This window comes from Paenibacillus sp. JT22N12 (assembly GCF_056269365.1).
The window spans coordinates 294,067-312,444 of sequence record NZ_JBWDNU010000007.1; the positions used below are offsets into that span (position 1 = coordinate 294,067).

Annotated in this window: 21 protein-coding genes; 6 read left to right on the plus strand and 15 right to left on the minus strand. The window is 52.7% G+C overall.

The window, feature by feature from the left end; translation table 11 throughout:
- Positions 1 to 34: 34 nt before the first annotated feature.
- Together AC0YOA_RS24665 and fdhA are read right to left on the minus strand one after the other, a co-directional pair.
- Complete coding sequence (locus AC0YOA_RS24665) at positions 35 to 397, minus strand: Na-translocating system protein MpsC family protein (RefSeq protein WP_210039154.1); 363 nt, start codon at positions 395 to 397, stop codon at positions 35 to 37.
- Positions 398 to 560: 163 nt separating this feature from the next.
- Positions 561 to 1,778 (minus strand): formaldehyde dehydrogenase, glutathione-independent, encoded by a 1,218-nt coding sequence (gene fdhA, locus AC0YOA_RS24670; protein WP_475769505.1) that lies wholly within the window; start codon positions 1,776 to 1,778, stop codon positions 561 to 563.
- 483 nt (positions 1,779 to 2,261) lie between these two features.
- Between fdhA and AC0YOA_RS24675 the strand changes: the two genes are divergently transcribed.
- The 3 genes from AC0YOA_RS24675 (at position 2,262) to AC0YOA_RS24685 (ending at position 4,438) form a co-directional block, all read left to right on the plus strand.
- Positions 2,262 to 2,774, plus strand: a complete 513-nt coding sequence (locus AC0YOA_RS24675) for an acyl-CoA thioesterase (RefSeq protein WP_475788890.1) — start codon at positions 2,262 to 2,264, stop codon at positions 2,772 to 2,774.
- A gap of 58 nt (positions 2,775 to 2,832) precedes the next feature.
- A complete protein-coding gene (locus AC0YOA_RS24680; protein WP_475788891.1) occupies positions 2,833 to 3,342 on the plus strand; it encodes a cupin domain-containing protein in 510 nt (169 codons plus the stop codon).
- Positions 3,343 to 3,448: 106 nt separating this feature from the next.
- Positions 3,449 to 4,438: a Gfo/Idh/MocA family protein gene (locus tag AC0YOA_RS24685; protein ID WP_475769502.1), complete on the plus strand. Its 990-nt coding sequence runs from the start codon at positions 3,449 to 3,451 to the stop codon at positions 4,436 to 4,438.
- 263 nt (positions 4,439 to 4,701) lie between these two features.
- On the opposite strand, the gene AC0YOA_RS24690 is transcribed toward AC0YOA_RS24685, so the two are convergent.
- The 5 genes from AC0YOA_RS24690 to AC0YOA_RS24710 form a co-directional block, all read right to left on the minus strand.
- A complete protein-coding gene (locus AC0YOA_RS24690) occupies positions 4,702 to 5,031 on the minus strand; it encodes a hypothetical protein (RefSeq protein ID WP_210039159.1) in 330 nt (109 codons plus the stop codon).
- Between the two features lie 15 nt (positions 5,032 to 5,046).
- Positions 5,047 to 5,745 (minus strand): pirin family protein, encoded by a 699-nt coding sequence (locus tag AC0YOA_RS24695; RefSeq protein ID WP_210039160.1) that lies wholly within the window; start codon positions 5,743 to 5,745, stop codon positions 5,047 to 5,049.
- A gap of 216 nt (positions 5,746 to 5,961) precedes the next feature.
- Entirely contained in the window at positions 5,962 to 6,216 is a 255-nt protein-coding gene (locus tag AC0YOA_RS24700; RefSeq protein ID WP_210039161.1) for a GlsB/YeaQ/YmgE family stress response membrane protein, read from the minus strand.
- A gap of 385 nt (positions 6,217 to 6,601) precedes the next feature.
- Complete coding sequence (locus AC0YOA_RS24705) at positions 6,602 to 7,600, minus strand: LacI family DNA-binding transcriptional regulator (RefSeq protein ID WP_475788892.1); 999 nt, start codon at positions 7,598 to 7,600, stop codon at positions 6,602 to 6,604.
- 379 nt (positions 7,601 to 7,979) lie between these two features.
- Positions 7,980 to 8,387: a VOC family protein gene (locus AC0YOA_RS24710; protein WP_475788893.1), complete on the minus strand. Its 408-nt coding sequence runs from the start codon at positions 8,385 to 8,387 to the stop codon at positions 7,980 to 7,982.
- A 131-nt stretch (positions 8,388 to 8,518) separates the two neighbouring features.
- Here AC0YOA_RS24710 and AC0YOA_RS24715 point away from each other — a divergent pair, with 131 nt between their 5' ends.
- The 3 genes from AC0YOA_RS24715 to AC0YOA_RS24725 all read left to right on the plus strand — a co-directional run bounded on the left by AC0YOA_RS24715 (position 8,519) and on the right by AC0YOA_RS24725 (position 10,883).
- Positions 8,519 to 8,737 carry a DUF1540 domain-containing protein gene (locus AC0YOA_RS24715; RefSeq protein WP_475788894.1) on the plus strand — a complete coding sequence of 73 codons (219 nt, stop codon included), beginning with the start codon at positions 8,519 to 8,521 and terminating at the stop codon, positions 8,735 to 8,737.
- Between the two features lie 347 nt (positions 8,738 to 9,084).
- Positions 9,085 to 9,654, plus strand: coding sequence for a beta-class carbonic anhydrase (locus AC0YOA_RS24720; RefSeq protein WP_475788895.1), 570 nt, complete (start codon positions 9,085 to 9,087; stop codon positions 9,652 to 9,654).
- A gap of 104 nt (positions 9,655 to 9,758) precedes the next feature.
- Positions 9,759 to 10,883, plus strand: a complete 1,125-nt coding sequence (locus AC0YOA_RS24725; protein WP_475788896.1) for a stalk domain-containing protein — start codon at positions 9,759 to 9,761, stop codon at positions 10,881 to 10,883.
- 187 nt (positions 10,884 to 11,070) lie between these two features.
- Here the strand turns inward: AC0YOA_RS24725 and AC0YOA_RS24730 are convergent, their stop codons facing one another.
- From AC0YOA_RS24730 to AC0YOA_RS24765, 8 genes are read right to left on the minus strand one after another with little or no spacing between them, the layout of a single operon-like run.
- Positions 11,071 to 11,910 carry an ABC transporter permease gene (locus AC0YOA_RS24730; protein ID WP_475769494.1) on the minus strand — a complete coding sequence of 280 codons (840 nt, stop codon included), beginning with the start codon at positions 11,908 to 11,910 and terminating at the stop codon, positions 11,071 to 11,073.
- A complete protein-coding gene (locus tag AC0YOA_RS24735; protein ID WP_475788897.1) occupies positions 11,907 to 13,100 on the minus strand; it encodes an extracellular solute-binding protein in 1,194 nt (397 codons plus the stop codon). Before AC0YOA_RS24735 ends, AC0YOA_RS24730 begins: the two co-directional genes overlap by 4 nt.
- A gap of 24 nt (positions 13,101 to 13,124) precedes the next feature.
- Positions 13,125 to 14,165: an ABC transporter ATP-binding protein gene (locus tag AC0YOA_RS24740; protein WP_475788898.1), complete on the minus strand. Its 1,041-nt coding sequence runs from the start codon at positions 14,163 to 14,165 to the stop codon at positions 13,125 to 13,127.
- Positions 14,166 to 14,210: 45 nt separating this feature from the next.
- Entirely contained in the window at positions 14,211 to 15,035 is an 825-nt protein-coding gene (locus tag AC0YOA_RS24745) for an ABC transporter permease (RefSeq protein WP_210039170.1), read from the minus strand.
- 15 nt (positions 15,036 to 15,050) lie between these two features.
- Entirely contained in the window at positions 15,051 to 16,055 is a 1,005-nt protein-coding gene (locus AC0YOA_RS24750; protein ID WP_475788899.1) for a LacI family DNA-binding transcriptional regulator, read from the minus strand.
- Complete coding sequence (locus tag AC0YOA_RS24755; protein WP_475788900.1) at positions 16,045 to 16,791, minus strand: glycerophosphodiester phosphodiesterase; 747 nt, start codon at positions 16,789 to 16,791, stop codon at positions 16,045 to 16,047. The genes AC0YOA_RS24750 and AC0YOA_RS24755 overlap by 11 nt, the downstream gene beginning before the upstream one ends.
- A complete protein-coding gene (locus AC0YOA_RS24760) occupies positions 16,788 to 17,798 on the minus strand; it encodes a CehA/McbA family metallohydrolase (RefSeq protein WP_475788901.1) in 1,011 nt (336 codons plus the stop codon). Before AC0YOA_RS24760 ends, AC0YOA_RS24755 begins: the two co-directional genes overlap by 4 nt.
- On the minus strand, positions 17,795 to 18,262 hold the full coding sequence (locus tag AC0YOA_RS24765) for a hypothetical protein (RefSeq protein ID WP_475788902.1): 468 nt from the start codon (positions 18,260 to 18,262) through the stop codon (positions 17,795 to 17,797). The genes AC0YOA_RS24760 and AC0YOA_RS24765 overlap by 4 nt, the downstream gene beginning before the upstream one ends.
- Positions 18,263 to 18,378 lie beyond the last annotated feature (116 nt).

The window sequence follows — 18,378 nt, forward strand, 5'->3', positions numbered from 1 at the left end:
GGGCAGGAACGCTGCCAAGCGCCAATCCTCTCCATTATAGGGAACCGAACTTCTGCTGAATGTCCTGATCGAATACGAAGATGGACATCCCGAAATCCTTATCAATATCAATATCAACAAACAAATCCATCAGCTTCGCCCCCAGCAGCTCTTCCATCTCGACGGGAGGCTCCTTGCGGTACATATCCTTCACCCACTGCGTGCGGGCTTCGCGCAGAATATGCTTTCCTTCCTCTGCTGCGGCCATAAACTTCTCCACCGGCGACAGATTGCCTTCCATCTCGCAAATCGCCCACTGCTTGCAGAAGGTCGTTGTGATCCGGCTTGGCCCTTTGCCCATATGCCGCTTCCGGTAAGCCTTGACCAAATTGCTGAACTCCGCTTCATAACGATTCATGGTTGATCCTCGCATGCCGGTGGACAGGCGGCAGGTTCGCTGCTCCTTATCGAACGGCCTTAATTTCTCATTATATGACCAACTTATCGCATTTATGACAAAGCCGCAACCCATATCCGGCTATAAGAATTTACAGCCGGGCTGCAAACTCCTGCCCAATCGTTCAGGCTTTAACCAGTCCATGCGGATCGATAACAAATTTCTTGGAAGCGCCTTTGTCAAACTCGGCGTAAGCCGCAGGAGCCTGATCCAGCGAAATTTTCGTTGCGTTGACCGCTTTGGCGATTTGGGCTCTGCCGCTTAAGATAGACATCATCAGATCCCGATGGTACTGCATAACCGGAGTTTGTCCGGTTACGAAGGTATGGGATTTCGCCCATCCCAGGCCGAAGCGGATTTTGAGCGTGCCATGCTTGGCATCCGCATCAATCGCGCCCGGATCACCCGTTACATATAGGCCCGGAATACCGAGGCGTCCGCCGGCTCTCGTAACTTCCATAATAGAGTTGAGCACCGTCGCCGGCGCTTCGCCGTGGGAATGGCCATGACCATGCGCCTCGAAGCCTACGCAGTCAACCGCGCAGTCCACTTCGGGCACGCCCAGAATCTGCTCGATTTGCTCGGACAAGTTCGCATGCTCCCGCAGATTGACGGTCTCGCAGCCGAAGCTTCTGGCTTGCGCCAATCGTTCGCTGTTCAGGTCGCCCACGATAACGACCGCCGCTCCCAGCAGCTGGGCCGAATGCGCGGCTGCCAGACCGACCGGACCCGCTCCGGCCACATAGACCGTCGAGCCGGGCTTGACACCTGCGCTAACCGCCCCGTGATAACCCGTCGGGAAAATATCCGAGAGCATCGTCAGATCCATAATTTTCTCCATGGCCTGGTCCTTGTCCGGGAATTTCAGAAGCTGAAAATCGGCGTAAGGGACCATGACGTATTCCGATTGTCCGCCTACCCAGCCGCCCATATCGACATAACCATAGGCTGAGCCGGGACGATCCGGATTCACGTTGAGACATACATGCGTGTTGCGCTCCTTGCAGCTGCGGCATCTTCCGCAAGCGATATTAAACGGAACGGAGACCAGGTCCCCTTTCCGGATGAATTCCACATCCCGGCCGACTTCGATGACCTCTCCCGTTATTTCATGACCCAGTACCAAACCGCTGGGAGCTGTCGTGCGTCCTCTGACCATATGCTGGTCGCTGCCGCAAATGTTGGTGGTCACGACCTTCAAAATAACGCCATGCTCACATTTGCGCCCCACATTTAGCGGGTTCACTCCCGGTCCGTCGCGAAGAATCAAATCCGGAAAGGAAATATCCTGCACCTCAACTTCCATAGGTTTCACATAAGCCACCGCACGATTTCCAGCCATTCACGTCACTCCCTTTGTGATGATAGGTTTGAATTAACAGGTTCATTCGAATTAAAATGGCCCTATTATTGTAAGCGTTATCACTAGCAATCTGTGTAAAAGTATACCATATTGCCTCTCATTTCACCACACCGGCAGAAAGAGAATCGGGGACAGTCTGGCAGAAGGTTCGGGAGAGGGCCTCTCCTTTGGCTGAACCGATAATTTCCGCTATATATCGGGAAATATCATCGCTTTCTCCGGCCTCTCGGCGGCGGTGGTGGAGATGTTTCACATCCCTATTTAAGAATTACTTCCTGCTCCCTGAGATCCAGTGAAAAAAATAGCTTCAACAACGGAGCCGGTTAAATACCGGCCTCCTGTAAAGTACAGGGCTGTGGGCTTGGGTTGACGTTCCTGGTTCCCACCCCGGGCAATTCCAAGTTTGCAGCCTGCTGCAAATAAGGTAAACTTGGAAGAAAAACGATGGAGGGCATCCCGCTTATGGAACAACGCTTCGTCAAGGAATCCCGCTGCTACAAAACCGCCAGAATTTTCCCGACCGATGTGAATAACCACAATACGCTGTTCGGGGGCAAGCTGATGGCCTATATCGATGATATTGCTTCCATCACGGCATCGAAGCACTGCCGCAAATCCGTCGTCACGGCCTCCACGGATTCCGTGGATTTCCTGCTGCCCATACGTCCGACGGATTCCGTCTGCCTCGAATCGATCGTGACCTGGACGGGCAGAAGCTCGATGGAAGTGTTCGTCAAGGTGATCACGGAGGACTTGCGGACGGGAATCCGGGCAATTGCGGCAACGGCTTTCCTCACCTTCGTAGCCCTGGACGAGAACCGCAAACCGGTAATGGTTCCGGATATCGTACCGGAGACGGCGGAGGAGAAGCGGCTGCACGAAACGGCCACACAGCGCGCCGAAATGCGGCGTTACCGAAGAGAAGAGAGCAAGAAATTCGCCGACTTCCTGCAAATGAGATTTCCTTGGGAATAATACCGGCTTAAACAGCAAGGCGACAGCTGCCGGATCATGGAAGAAAGAGGGTTGAAGGATGAAACTGCCGGAGATCAGGACCTATCTATTTCAGGACGACGGGACGATACCGAACAACCGGGTTCTGCCTGTTATTCTCTATCCTGGCGCTCTGAAGGATCAAGCGGCACAAACGGAGAACCTGTTCAACCGCCATCATTGGCTAAACAGCTGGACCAATGGCGTTTTTCCTTACCACCATTACCACAGCAATGCCCATGAAGTGCTTGGCGTCATTCGCGGATCGATAGCGCTGCAGCTTGGCGGAGAGCAAGGGGAACATGTGGAGCTGAGCGCCGGCGATGTTGTCGTGCTGCCGGCGGGAACCGGGCATAAGCGGCTGTCGGCATCCGCTGACTTTCAGGTCGCAGGCGCTTACCCGGACGGGATGGACTATAATCTGCGTACAGGAAAAGAAGGGGAACGGCCGCAGGTTCTGCAGGAAATTGAGCGGGTTCCCCTGCCTGATTGCGATCCTGTATTCGGCGAGTCGGGGCCGCTGCTCAGGCTTTGGAAGGGTTTGTTCTAGAAGGAAACCGCCCTGCTTTTAAAAAAAGTTTAATCGTGACCGCTGAAGTGATAACATAAGGGTTATAAGTTTGTTTATTCAATCAACCAACTAAAGGAGACTGTATATGACTGATAAACGCGTCATCCAATGGGGCATTATGGGCCCAGGCGGTATCTCAGGCACTTTCGCTTCCGAGGTTGCTCATGCCCCGGATGCCAAGATCGCAGCCGTAGCCGGCCGCACCCTCGAGAAAACGGAAGCTTTTGCAGCTAAATTCGGCATCCCGCAGGTTTATTCAAGCTTTGAGGAGCTGGCAAACGATCCCGCAGTGGATATTATCTACGTCGGTACGCTCCATACGATTCATAAGGAGAATGTGATGACCTGTCTGAGGGCGGGCAAACCTGTTCTCTGTGAGAAGCCTTTCACGATGAACGCAGCCGAGGCCAGGGAGATCGCCGACTATGCCAAGGAACAGGGCGTATTCGTCATGGAGGCAATGTGGACACGTTATCTTCCAGTCATCAAGAAAGTCAGAGAATGGCTGGCGAGCGGCGCAATCGGCGAGGTCAAGCTGCTCAAGGCTGAATTCGGCTTTGACGCCGGCTGGAATCCCGAAGGCCGGCTGCTGAATAAGAATAAGGGCGGCGGCACCCTGCTGGATGCCGGTATTTATCCGATTTCCTTTGCTTCGATGGTATTCGGCTCGCAGCCTACGAAAATTCTGAGCTCCGCCTTCATCGGAGAAACGGGCGTGGACGAGCAGTATTCATTGATTTTCGATTACAATGGCGCCGCTACGGCTTCACTGCATGGAGCGATCCGCTTATGGATGAATAACGATGCATGGATCTACGGGACGAAAGGAAAAATCCATATTCCCGAGTTTCTGTCTGCCAGAAAGGCTACATTATATGTAAATGGCCAAGAAGAAGAAACCGTAACCGACGACCGCACAATTACCGGGCATATGTTCCAGGCGCTGGAAGCCATGGAATGCGTGCGTGAAGGACGCACGGAGAGCTCCATCATGCCGGTGTCCGAGACGGTTCAGCTGATGGAAACAATGGATGCTGTCAGAGCCCAGTGGAACCTGACCTATGCGGGTGAATAATCTCGTAACCGCCCGGACTAAATTTCTGTTCTAACAGGAAGCGGCGACTGCTTTCTTCCATAACTAAGAACAACCCTCCAGCTCCGCTGCAAGCAGTGGTATTGGGGGGTTGTTTTGCAGTGCTGTTAATGGCATGAGCCGCTGCGTATGTATGAAGCTCACCACATCATGCGCCTTGGGATGAATTTTACATCAGGACAACAATCTGCTCTTTCCGGTTCCGGAGATAGGGTTTGCTTTGTCATTAAACTTCCGCAACAGCTCTATTGCTTCATGAAGGTATCCGGCACATATTCGATTCGCGAATCCGCCACGATAGTCAGCTGCTCCGAAGCCGCATCGTATTCGACCGGACCCTCCTTGATGTAGTACCAGGTCTTGACTGTTGGCGCATCCTCGAATTCGTGAAAGAGAAACATGTTAAGCTCATGGCTGAACTGCAGAAGCTCACGGATCTTCTCGTTCAAAGGCACCGATACCGTGAATTTCCATCCCTCGCCAAAGGGCTCCACCGTATAAGGAACAGCTTCTTTCTTCGTGTCAATAAAGATCGGCCCTCCGACCGCATGCTTGACGATAAAGGTTTCTTTCATGGACTAATGCCCTCCTTATGGCAGATCGATCAGCATGACGAATGAAGCCTCATCAGCCGATAATGTCAACCGGGATACGGATTCAATCCGCGCTGTATCTCTTGCAGCCATTGGCGTTCCGTTCACAGACAAAGAGCCTTCGATGTTAAAAAGGAACATCCGCCTGCCCTCTTCCTGCTTGAAGATCAGCTCCCTGCCGGCCTCCGGCCTGCCCAGATAAATCGTCATATCCTGCTGAATGCTCGCAGTCTGTCCTGCCCCATCCGGCGTCACAACCGGAACCAGCGTATTGATCAGCTGCTCCGCATCGTATCGGCCAGTTTCGTAAGAGGGAGCGAGCCCCCGCTCTCTGGGCATGAACCACAGCTGCAGCAGGTTCAGCTCTTCCGTCTCCGAGGGATTATATTCGGCATGCACAATTCCGGTGCCAGCGGACATGCGCTGAAGCTCGCCGGCCGATGCCGTCTCCACGTTGCCCAAACTGTCTTCATGACGAATTTGGCCCTTCAGCACAATACTGACAATTTCCATATCGCTGTGCGGATGAGCGCCAAAGCCCTTCCCCGGATCGAGAAAATCGTCATTGCACACGCGCATCACACCAAAGCCCGTATTGGCCGGATCAGCATATTCACCGAAGGAAAAGCTGGGACGTCCGCGCAGCCATCCATTATCGACCGAATATCTTTCGTCTGCGGGAAACACCTGGATCATACCGGTCTCCTCCTGTCTATATTTTTGATAGATTCCAACCAAAGTATAGTTATTCGCCCTATGTAATTCAACCATTTCTCCGTTTCCTCCGGAAACTCCTTCCCTTCTTAGCTCAATAAAAGCCGTCAGCGGGAGTTGGAAATTCCAACGGCCCTGCCGGCGGCTTTATTACTGTTCACGATTCCAAGAAAACTGTTGTATTCCGCGCTTCCCGTACTATGTTCTTCTGCTGCCGCCGCGCATGATGGCGCTCAAAATCAGAACGACGATGATGGCGCCGATAATGGCAGGAATAAGAGCGAAATCCGCTATATTCGGACCCCAGTCACCCAATATAAGCGTACCCAGCCAAGCGCCGACGAAGCCGGCTACTATATTCCCGATAATGCCGCCCGGTACGTCCCTGCCAGCAATCAATCCCCCTAGCCAACCGATAATGCCGCCAATAATCAATGTCCATAACAAATGCATGTGCATATCCCCCTTTTGTGTTCATCAATTATCAGTATTCACAACTGAGTATAAGGTTAATACCCTGTGAGGCAATGGATCAACCATGCTGTTCAACCGAGCCTTTCCCTATTCTATAAGCTTAAGGTATGAATCATGCCTATTGTCCGTCTGTTATGCAGAAAGTCCCGACACGAAATGCCATACATAATATGGCTTACATTGCGAAAAAGAATGAATCAGCAATTTCTTTCACGAATAAGCGCAATTTATGACGAAAATGCTCTTATAATGTAACAATAACAGAAAATGAAAAAAAACCTTACGGTAAGTGTTTTCAGGCACTTAAAGTAAGATTCTTGATTCCAAGCCGGTTCTGTGCGTCACTGACTATAATGCTGCATTATTATTCTGGAACTCTGCTCGTGGAAGCTCTGACTACCAATTGGACATCAAAAACCTCCTGCAGCGCTTCCTCCGGGGCATTAAGGCCGTGGATGATATCTATCAGCGTCTGGGCAGCTTTCATGCCCATCTGCTTGACCGGCTGCCTCACAGTCGTCAGTGGCGGATACAGATCAGAGCTTCCCGGGACGTCATTCGCCCCTACGACGGAGATATCCTCCGGAATACGGATGCCCTTGGAACGGAAATGGCGGTATAAAGCCGGAATGAACTGATCGTTGGTCACATAAAGGGCCGTCGTTTGGGGATACCGCAGCAGATAATGGTCGATTTGGGCGCATATGTCCATCTCGTCGAGGTTGGACACATTGATCAAATGATTTTCCGTAAAATCCTGGAGACCAAGAGTCTCCGTGGCTTCTCTGACTCCGGCCAGCCTCTCGTGATGATCCGCCGAATGGATTTCGTCCACAACGGCAATATGCTTATGATTCATATGCGCGAGATGCTGCAGCGCAATAAATCCGCCTTTGCGATGGTCGGCACGGATATAGTGGATCTTGTAATCCTTGAGCTGATTGAACAGCAGAACACTCGGGACCGCTCTGGCAATATCGTTGTAATGCTCCTCGTTATACGGAATTGACGTAAAGATTGCCCCGCCAATTCCTTTCTCTGCAAAGTAGCCGGCCAAATCATTGCGCTTCTTGGGCAGCTCGTCCACCGGGCACAGCTTGATGCTCAGCTTCTCGGCAAAAGCCGCCTCGCTGATCCCAGCCAAAATGCTGTTCTCCAGCTGCAGGGATTGCGCCGTCGTGAAGAAGGCCAGATCTTTGGATTTATTCAAATTCGCACCCAGTTTGGGCATGAAATTCGCGCTGTGTATGATTTCCAGCACTTTCTCGCGTGTCTTGACGCTCACGGCTGCCGGATTATTCATGACTCTGGAGACGGTTGCAATGGAAACTCCTGCTTGTTTGGCGATATCGTAGATGTTCATTTCATTCTCCCTGATCATTTTTCTTTCATTATAACACTATATATGTAAGACTTACAACATATGCAATCCATCCACCCAGTAAATGAGGAAGGGAAGAATTATTGATGAAATAATAAATGTAAGAGTTACATTTATGCTTGACAGGACCGCTATTGCCGATTATGAATGCAGCTGATGAAGCGAGTAGATCTGTGAAAAAAAAGAGGAAAGAGCTGCGAAAAAGCCAAATAAGCTGTTGAAGGGCATGCGTCCGCACATTGAAATCTATATACAAAAAGAGAAGCAAGAAAAGAGGCTGCACTGATGGATAGCCACTTTTCTTGCTTCTTCTGCGGATATGGTTTCAATCATGGTGAAGAACAACTCTATGTTTAAACGCTCAATCGTATCCATTTCCTTCCCCGCCCGTGAACGTAGCGAGGTACCAGTGGTTGCCGAAGGGGTCCTCGATTCCTCCGCTTCGTTCTCCGTATGGCATGTTTGCCGGCGCATAGAGTGAGGCTGCACCCGCTGCCAGAGCGCGTGTGTAGCATTCATCTGTATCGGCGACAAAAATATGAAGCGTACTGGTTCTTGCCGGAAATTGATCACTGGCCTCCGACAGCTCAATAATTGAATCGCCAATGCGAACCTCGGCATGTGTAATTCTACCTTCGTTATCCGAATTGCGGCTGAGCTCCTCCGCATGAAAAACCTGCTTAAGAAAGTCCATCAGGCCTGCGGCATCCTTTGCAATGAAATAAGACGTTACTGTGCTGTAATTACGCGGTTTATACGAATCGGACATGATATTTGCTCCCTTCGTTTATTTGTATTTCTGCGAGTGCTAATATAATGAATCATATACGCTCCGTGTTTAATCTGTCCATATCCGTGGTATGTACACATACACGACACTTAAGGAGAGGTGAACCTATAATGGAACATCCTATGGTGAAATGCAGCGTTGCAAATTGTCAGCATTGGGAATCCGGCAACAACTGTGTGGCGGAGACGATTATGATCGAGATCAATGCGCATGCAGACAGCCCGCTTCCGCAAGGCTCAGGAAGCGAGAAATACGACACAAAGCATCAGGATTCTGCTGGTGGCGCAACCGATACCTGCTGTCACACGTTTCAGGAGCGTACTCATTAAGCGGAAATCAAGCGGGTGGCTTACAGTGCGCTGGTTACCACAAACGGATATATGCCAGGCTAAGCAAACTCATGTAAGCGGTGAGTTTGCTTTTTTATTTACACGATAAGCAGGATTATAATTGGCTATATGCTGCTTCTATTTCCGGGGGGAAGAAACTGGGCTAAGCAGCCCGAGGACGGCGACAGCCGGTTCTTCTGGCTCTGCCCCGCGCCATTTTGATACGTTTGAACCCTGCCGCCTTTTTTGTGGAGATGGTGCTCGCATTTATCCATTATCAACAAATTCTTCATATACTCGGCTGCTTTTTGGGAGAATAATTAATAACAGGAAGGGGAGGAATCTCAATGTCATTGTTACCCACACTTATGGAATTCAACAAACAATTCGTGGAACAGAAGCAGTATGAAGCCTATTTGACCGACAGGTTCCCCGAGAAAAAAATAGCCATCCTCTCCTGCATGGATACCCGATTGAGCGAGCTGCTGCCAAGAGCGCTCAACCTGCGGAACGGCGATGCCAAAATCATTAAGAATGCCGGCGCTATCCTCACGCAGCCTTTCGGCAGCGCCATGCGCAGTATTCTGGTCGCGATCTATGAGATGGATGCGCGCGAGGTGCTGGTCATCGGGCATCACGGCTGCGGGATGACCAATCTGGATTCCGCTGCAATGGTCGAGAAATTTCGGCAGCAGGGAATTCCTGACCTGACTATCTCTACCCTGGAGAACGCAGGAATCAGGATGGACCGGTTCCTGAAGGGCTTCTCAAGCCCCGAGGAGGGTGTGAAACACAGCGTTTCGCTCATCCGAAATCATCCGCTGGTGCCCCAGTCCGTACTTGTTCATGGTCTTCTGATCCATCCCGAGACAGGCGCGCTGGAGCTCTTAATGGAGAATTACAGGGAATCACCCTGATCCAGTGCCCGGATGGATCATATAGGCATTCGCAACATTTGATCCGGCCTTCCCGTCTTAGGAGTGGGTAATACTGACAAACTCATTCCAGGAGGGACAGCCTTATGAAAAAAAAGAGATGGCTTGCGCTTGCCCTATCGTCCATGCTGCTTTTACCTGCGGCTGTTCATGCCGGCGCTCCGGCCAATTACAGACTGGGCTGGTCCGGCGGAGGCCTAGAATCGGGCGGATCTGCCATGATCAAGAACGGCGTAACCTATCTTGATGCCATGGGAATCGGCGGCTCGGCAGGGCTTACGGTTCAAGCGGACGCTTCGGGAAGCCGGATTCAGTTCGACGGCTGGGACAAGCATTTTGCCATTCGCATCGGCTCAAGGACGGGCATGCTTGACGGCAAGCTGACCGACCTTGGAGCCGTCGTCATTAAGCAGGGAGAACATGTGTATGTTCCAGCACGGTTTCTTGTCCATGCTCTGGAAGGCGGAACGGTTAGCTGGGATGCCAAGAACAACCTGATCATGGCCAATGGACTGCATTTCTTCAAACAATACTCCCAGACCTTCGAAGGGTCCACTTACTCGGTCAACGTAGAAAACGGCGAGCTTTTTGTCACAAAAGGCACAGGAGAGCCGCGCAGACTTGCTTCCCTTGGTCCCTATGCCGATCTTCTCAGTATGCAGTTTGCCAAGACGAAGGGCGGGCTGCTCGTCCTGACCGTCAATAACAGTTATGGTGAACCGCATATCAATCATCAGACGCTTACATTGGTGATCAAGAACGGGAGCCTCATCCGGCAGTCGGACGTCAAGTACTGGATGCGCTGGGAACAGAATGTCACGCAATTCGGGGATCAACTGCTGCTTACCGACGGCAGGACGCTCCGCCTCATTCAAGATGGAACGGGAGCCGTTACACAGACGATTGACCTGGTGAAGATGGGCGGTGAGGACGACAGCTATTTCATCGAAGCCTTCGACAAGGATTTCCTGCTGATCCGCCCCAACCAGAAAGGGCTGCTCACGCTCATTGACCGTGCGACAGGAACGAGCACTCTCCTCTACAAGAAGCTGCTGACGGCTGAGGAGCAGGATTATGCGGAGAATAACGATGTTCCTTATTACGGCGATCAGCTGAAGTACGTGAAGCGCGAAAGCGGCACGCTATATTTCGTGAACAATGCCGATGCCCCTTCCAAGCCGGAGTATACCTACACGCTTGGAGGAGCTTAGCCTATTCAGCGCCATAACGAGCAGCAAAAGGACGGTCTTCAGGGTCAAATCGAGCCTGGAGACCGTCCTTTATCGATCTTATAGAATGTATAAGTTTCACGCCTGTACATTTCTATAAGGTCGAAGGGAAGAAACTAACGGCGCCGCAACGGGACGGCGGCAGCCGTTTCTTCTTGTTTGGCAGCCGTCAACCATTGGCTGCCTCTTCTTTTGCCATCGAACGAATGTAGAAGAATCCCAGCACCGAGCACAGCAGGAAGGTGAAGAATGCCATCGCAGCGGCCTGCTCGCGTTCCTGGAACACGCCGAATACCTGCTGCATGGACACGCCGAGCATTTGAGGCGAGTTGGCGCCCAATAGAAATGGCGCGGTAAAGGAGCCGATAACGCCCATGAACACAAAAGTCAGCGCAACAAGAAAGGTCTTATAGGACAAGGGAAAGATGAAGCGCAGAAAAATCCGCAGCTTGCCTGCGCCCATGTCGCGCGCGCTCTCGATGATGGAAGCCGGAATACCTGCCAACGCAGAGCTCAGCAGCATCGTTGCGAACGGAATATTAAACCATAAGTTCGCTATAATGATGCCCTTCTCATCGAAAATAATTCGCGGCAGGACGATCCCGAGCGGCATCAGCAGCCGGGCCAGCCAGCCGTGATTGCCCAGAAGATTCATCAGCCCGTATGTGGCGATTACGCCCGGAATGAACAAGGGAATCATATACGTTTTGCGGATCCAATCGACCAGCTTTCCCGAGCTGAACCGCATATAAAGCGCCATCGAGTAGCTGACCAGCAGCACCAATGCACAGGACAGGAGAGTAACCTTAATCGTGAAAATGATGTTCGAGCGCATCCCTTTATCCGTGAACAGGAACTGGTAGCGGCTCAGATCGTAACCGCCCGAATCGTTGCCCAGACTGGAGATGAGAGACTGTACGATCGGAATGACGACAATGATCAGCAGCAGAAGAAAAGAAGGGCTGACCATAATCAGCCCCGCTATCGCTTGCTTGACTTCCTTCCTCATTGCGCAGCTACGTCGCTCTGCCAGCGTTTGTTGATTTCGGTGCCGAGGTCCCCGATATTGAATGTGCGGAATCCTTCGGAAACGCCTTTGAATTTATCCTGCATCTCCTGTGACATTTGCGTGAGCTGAATGCCCGGGAAACCGTTCATTTTGTCCACGATAACCGCTTGCGCTTCCGGAGACAGAACGAAATTCAGAAACTGGTTGACAGCGTCTTTCTTCTCGGAAAGCTTGTTCACCATCAGATAAGTCGGCCCGCCGTTGAAGCCCGGCGTAATTTGCTGCATTTTCACCGTGTCCGGAAGCAGCTTCTCATTCAGCTGCTGGAGCACCATATCCGACCAGGCCGGAATCATTTCCACTTCTCCGCTGGTCAGCAGATCAAGCGTACCCTGATTCTTCTTCGGATAAATCCCTTTGCCGTACACATATTTGCCAAGCTCCTTCAACGTATTGAAGCCGCTGTCCCACTTCGCCATAATGGCAGGATCGCTGTTATGAATATCTTCCTCGGGCAAATCCTTGTAAAGCACAGTGGTGACAAAAGAGCTTCCGGCACCGCCGGTGGACGGATCGTTATAGGCGAATTTCTCCGGATTTTGTTTGATCCACTCCAGCAATTCATCCAGGGTGGTCGGAGGGTTGGTTACCTTCGAGCTGTCATAGGCAAGCAGGACAGCGGAAGAACGGTACGGAACAGCCAGATTGGAAACGTCGCTCATCGTCTCTGCATCGATATTGGCGAGATTAGGAATGCCGGTAGTGTCAAGCGCGGACCAGACATCGTCTTTGCCGCCCTGGGTAACTACGTTGATGCCGTCCTCGTAGAGATCGATATCGCCTGAGCCCTTGCCTGCCTGCTTGGCAGCCAAAATCCGGTCGTAGGTCGATTCGGAGCCCGTTCCGGAAGGAATATAGACCTCTTTTACTTTGACTTTATCGTTCTGCTTCTCGAACATCGGGATCAGCGTATCCCACAGATCCTTCACGTTCTGGGAGCCCGTAAAATAAAACTGGAATTCCACCGGTTCTGCGTTCTCAGCAGGCGAAGCGGCGTTGGAAGATGTGTTGTTGGCCGCAGCGGGAGTCCCCTCTGCATTTGAGTTATCCTTGCTGCCGCAGCCGGCCATTACCATTACGGTCAACGTCAGTGCGCACAACGTCGTCAATGTCTTTTTCAAGCGTATCATCCCAATCATCCTCCTAAAGTTTGCTTATAGGTTATTTGGATAAGCGATCATAGCAGCAAAGCCAACATGAACCTTCTGTCCCGCCTTAAGCAGCTGGACAGCTTCCTTGGATTGAAAACTCCGAATTACTCCGTGCTTGTCCAATTCGACCGATACTTCGGCATAATGCCCGAGAATCATAATTTGCTTTATTGTCCCGGTCAGACCCTGCCCTTGAAAAGGTTCCTTGCCCAGACTGACGTCCTCCGGCCTCACGGCCACCTTGACTTGTCCCGAAAGACGTTTCGTGTTCGGCCATGCAAGCGGCCCTACCCGAATCCGTTCTTCGTCCACCACCCCCTCCAGAAAATTCATTTTGCCAATAAACTCGGCGACGTATAACGTCTCCGGCTCGTTGTAAATGTGCTGCGGCTGCGCAATTTGTTCAATATGGCCATGATTCATGACAACGATCCGGTCCGACAAGGACAGCGCCTCTTCCTGATCATGGGTGACGAACACCATCGTAAGGCCGGTCTGCGTCTGAATCTCCCTCAGCTCTTCCCGCATCTCATGCCTCAGCTTCGCATCGAGTGCGGAGAAGGGCTCGTCCAGCAGCAGCACAGCCGGCTTGAGCAGCAGCGACCGCGCCAACGCTACCCGCTGCTGCTGGCCTCCCGACAGCTGGCCCGGAAACTTCTTCTCCGCCCCGGGCAGACGCACAAGCCGAAGCACATCCGCCACCGCGCTCTTGATATCCGCTTTTGGCATACGGCGAATCTTCAGGCCGAAGGCCAGATTGTCGAATACAGACATATGCGGCCATAGATTGTAGCTTTGGAACACCATCGAAGTCGGGCGTTTCTCTGGCGGCAGCTTGATCACGCTTTGGCCTTCGATCAGGATATCTCCCGAATCGGGCTCGAGAAAGCCTCCAATACTGCGGAGCACGGTTGTTTTTCCGCAGCCGGATGGTCCGAGCAGCGTCACCAGCTCGCCTTTGTTCACTTCAAGGTTGATGCCGGAGACGCCCTCGCCCGTTTTGTACCGTTTGGTCATGCCGCGGACGGCTAATTGAATGCTCATCTATTCCAATCCTCCTCTAACGAAACCGGATGCTGCCCAAAACCGTTACTTCACTTGAAATCCGCTGGCGAGCACGTCCGCGCTCACAAGACGCTGTGCAGCCAGCAGCAGAATGATGGTCGGCGCCGTCAAAATAATCGAGAATACTGCGCCGGCGCTGCTCGGAAAGTCCGAAATAATCGAATACATGATAACCGGCATCGTCTTGTAATCGGGAATCCCGACGAGGAACGTGCCCTGTGCTTCATCAAGCGAATTCAAAAAGGTAAACACGGACGCCACGATAATGCCGGGCATGGCCATCGGCAGCGTAATACTCCGGAATACCCGGAAGGGAGTTGCTCCGACATCCCGGGCGGATTCCTCCTGCGGAGCCTGCACATTGCGGAAGGCGGCCGTCGGGATCCAGGTCATGAACATCAGCACATTGATCATATGAATGAGTACGACTCCCAGCAGCGTGTTCATCAGCCCCACCTTATAGAAGAGCACTGCTATCGACACATAAAGCCCCATCTTCGGAAACGCGTGCGTCAGCAGGAACGAGAATAGAAACACTCTTTTAAACGGAAAGCGGATGCGGGCGAACGCATAAGCTGCGGGAACGCACAGAACGATGGACAGCGCCGTCACTATTGCCGCGATCATAAAAGACAGCCCGATCGATTGGGCAATATCATCCTGCTTCAGCACGAAGTCCCACCATCGGAAAGACCACTGCTGCGGCAGCATATTGGGGTAGTTCCACTGATCGCTGAAAGCCAGTACGACCAGATTCAGCAGCGGACCGGCGAAAAACACGGCGAACACCGTCAGGAGAATAAACTCAATGATCCTTCGTTTGCCGACGGCTTTAAAATACCATCCCAAGAAATTCCCTCCTTTTTAGGTCGATTGGCGAAGCATGATTTCACTTGCGTATTCATACAGCTTGGGCAGGTCCTGATCCTGGTGAATCAGTCGATCAAGCAGATCGACGGCGTCATGACCCATCTGGTCCGTGTCCACCTTTACCGTTGTGAGCGATGGCGTATATGCGGCTGCAAAATCAATATCGTCAAAGCCCATAACCGCCACCTGCCTGGGGATCTGGACGGATTTTTCCAGCAGAACCTTCATGGCGCCAAGCGCCAGCATATCGTTCGTGGTGAAGAGGACAGTATATCCGCCGCGATTGAATGTTTCCCAATGCTCGTTCAGGAGACGGCAGCCATGCGCAAAGTCCGATTCCATAGAAGGGATGACGGACACATCCGATTCGTCGATGCCCAGCTGCTCCAGACCCAGCCGAAAGCCCTTTAGCCGCAAATTATGGCTTCGATGCTCCTGCGGACCGGCGATGACGAAAAACTTCCGGTGTCCGAGCCCATGCAGGTAGGCTGCCGCCCGTCCTCCGCCCACCTCGTCATTGCTGACGAGATGAATCACGTCCGGATCGTCGGTCGAGCCGTTCACCATCAGATAGGGCACATTGAATTTTTTGACGTGGTCGATGACGTTCTTCTGCAACCTGCTGATCAGAATGAGACCGTCGACGCGCTGCTCCAGCATGTAATCGGTCGAACGCACCGACATCTCCTGATCGGTCTTGAGAAATACCGAGTAGCCCCGCCGTTCGGCAGCCATCAGGATGGAATCGATCAGCTTGCCATACAGCGGATGGGAGACGATCGGCTGTTTCTCGCGGAAGACGATCACTCCGATGTTGTTCGTCCGTTTGGCGACCATCGCTCTAGCCACCGCGTTCGGCTTGTATTGCAGCTGCTCCACAACCCCGAGGACGCGGTCCCGCACTTCCTGACTGGCATAGCCTTTGCCTGAGATGACTCTCGATGCGGTCGATTTGGACACGCCGGCCATCGAAGCGATTTCTTTGATGTTATAGCTCATCCGCCGCACTCTCTTTTCGCCACTGTTGTTTGACAAGCAGCAATGCCGCTACGTCTCTGGTAGTTATGGAACCTACGCCCATCGCGGCGTACTTTTTCATTTCCTGCGCTTCGTTGACCGTCCAGATAAAGACGGACAGCCCTTTATCGGCAGCAAAGTCCATGAGTTCGGGACGAACAATCTGATAGGGTACATTGAGGCCGAAGCAGCCGGAGTCTGCCGCTTCCCGGCAAGCCTGCCCGACCGCGTCCATAAATTCGTTGTTCCTGAAGCTGTTGATATCTACGTTCAACAGCTTCGCGATTCCGTGATCATGGCTGCTCGCCTGGAGGGCTCTGTCATATTCGCAGCCGGTCAGAAACACCCGGTCGACAATATCCAGCTTCCGGACCAGAGCGGCAACCGGCCCGATGCTGTCATCCGTCTTGAGGTCGAGATTCATTCGCGCGCCCGGATAGTTATCCAGCAGCTTCAGCACCGTCTCCAGAAGAACAATCGGCGCCGCCAATCCTTCGTTCAATTCCTGAAGCGTCAGACCCGATACGCTTCCCTCACGCCCATCGGCCAACCGTACCCGGTCATCGTGGCTCAGTACGGGAATTCCGTCGCGGGTAACCCGGATGTCATCCTCGATAATATCGGCCCCCAGCGAAAGTCCTTCACGGGCGGATGCAGCAGAGTTGTCCGGCATTCCCATACATCCGGTATGGGCCGTCACAAGCGGAAATTCGATCATGTCACCAGCTCCTGTTCAAAGTAAATAGCGTTCGTAAAAGCGACCATCGTCCTGACGCCCCGGACGATTCCCCGCAATTCGGCCCGGATCCACAGCAGCCCTTCCCGCGGCACGGCGAAATGCAGATCCTGCGTTCCATCGGATGCTTCAAGCGGACGCTCCTCCAAGACTCCGTTATTGCTCGTCAGGAGGATGCGGTAATCCGGATTTGGCAGGTCCCACAATCCGCTGCGGACAGCGAAATCTATCGTGATGCGCGCCGAAGTACTGGCCTCATCAGCCGGTACGATGCTCCCAAGCCTGTAAGCCGGTCCGCCCTCGGTCGCCCCCAGCTCCAATGTAACGAGAGGGCCGATCGTGACCGATACCCGTCCCTGACGGAGCGCCTTCACCGCTTCTTCGCTTACCTGTCCCGCTTCGTCTTCCAGTCCCAAATACGTGACGGAGACCGGCTCATCCGTCTCTGACTGTTCGTGCCAATCGCGTCCCGAGGTTGCCGCCAGACGATAGCCCTCATTCAGCTTATCCGTCCACAGCGAGAATGCGCGTGAATTATCCGTCTTGATCGGAGCGAAGGTTCCCGACCACACCTCGATATAATCGAAGCTATTCCAATCATCCACCTCGTATTCCCAGTAGCAGCCTGTACAAGCCGGACTTCCTATCCGGAACGGATGAGCAAGCCCCGCAGCTCCCCCGTGGTGATGAACGGCGGATACGCCGCTGTGGATATTGCCCTGGTTCGCCTCGCGCCAGTCCGCGAATGCCGACAGCCCGACGGTGACCATATGCCCATAGAATGTCGTCCATTCCATGCCCGGAAGAATGACCAGTCCCGTGGCCTGCTCCACCGCTTCCTTGTCCGCCAGACCGGACATCGTGTTATGATCGGTGAGCGCAAGGCCATCGAAGCCGAGCTTGGCCGCTCCGGCTGCCAATTCATGCAGTGTCTGCTTTCCGTCGCTGTGAAGGGTGTGGGTATGAAGCTCGCAGGCTAACCATTTCATGACTTCTCTTCCTCCTCCGGAATCCATGCTTCCAAATGATAGGTGCACTCCTCCGTAACGATGGAATGGAAGCTTAGCGTTATAGTCCATTCCCCCGCTCCAATTCTTCCCTTCGCAAGTCCCGGGGAAGCCTCGCTATGCGAAAGCAGGAATTGCTGCTTCGGATCGTGCCGGTGGCAAGCTCCGCGATAGCCGTCCGGATCGTCCACCGATAAGGTGATGAGATTGCTCAGCGGCAAGTAGCGGTCGATCCCGGCTATCGCCAGCTCTCTTTGCTCCGGCAGGACATACAGCTCCATGCTTTGTTCCAGCAATCTGCGCGCCTTGCTATCGTCCTCCAGCAGCTTGGGCGAATATTCAAAACGAATGCGCAGAGCATCAGCAGGCTGGTCCAGTGTAAACGGATAACGGATATGTGTCCGGGAATCTCCCGGTTTAACAGTGGTTTTTATATCAATCAGCATGAGAGTATCCCCCCTGATGTCATTATTGTGGGAACGGTCCCATGGCTATAATTTAACCCTCATTTATTAGAGCAATGTCTTCTGGACAATAACAGTTTGTAAAGATGCGCGGGAGC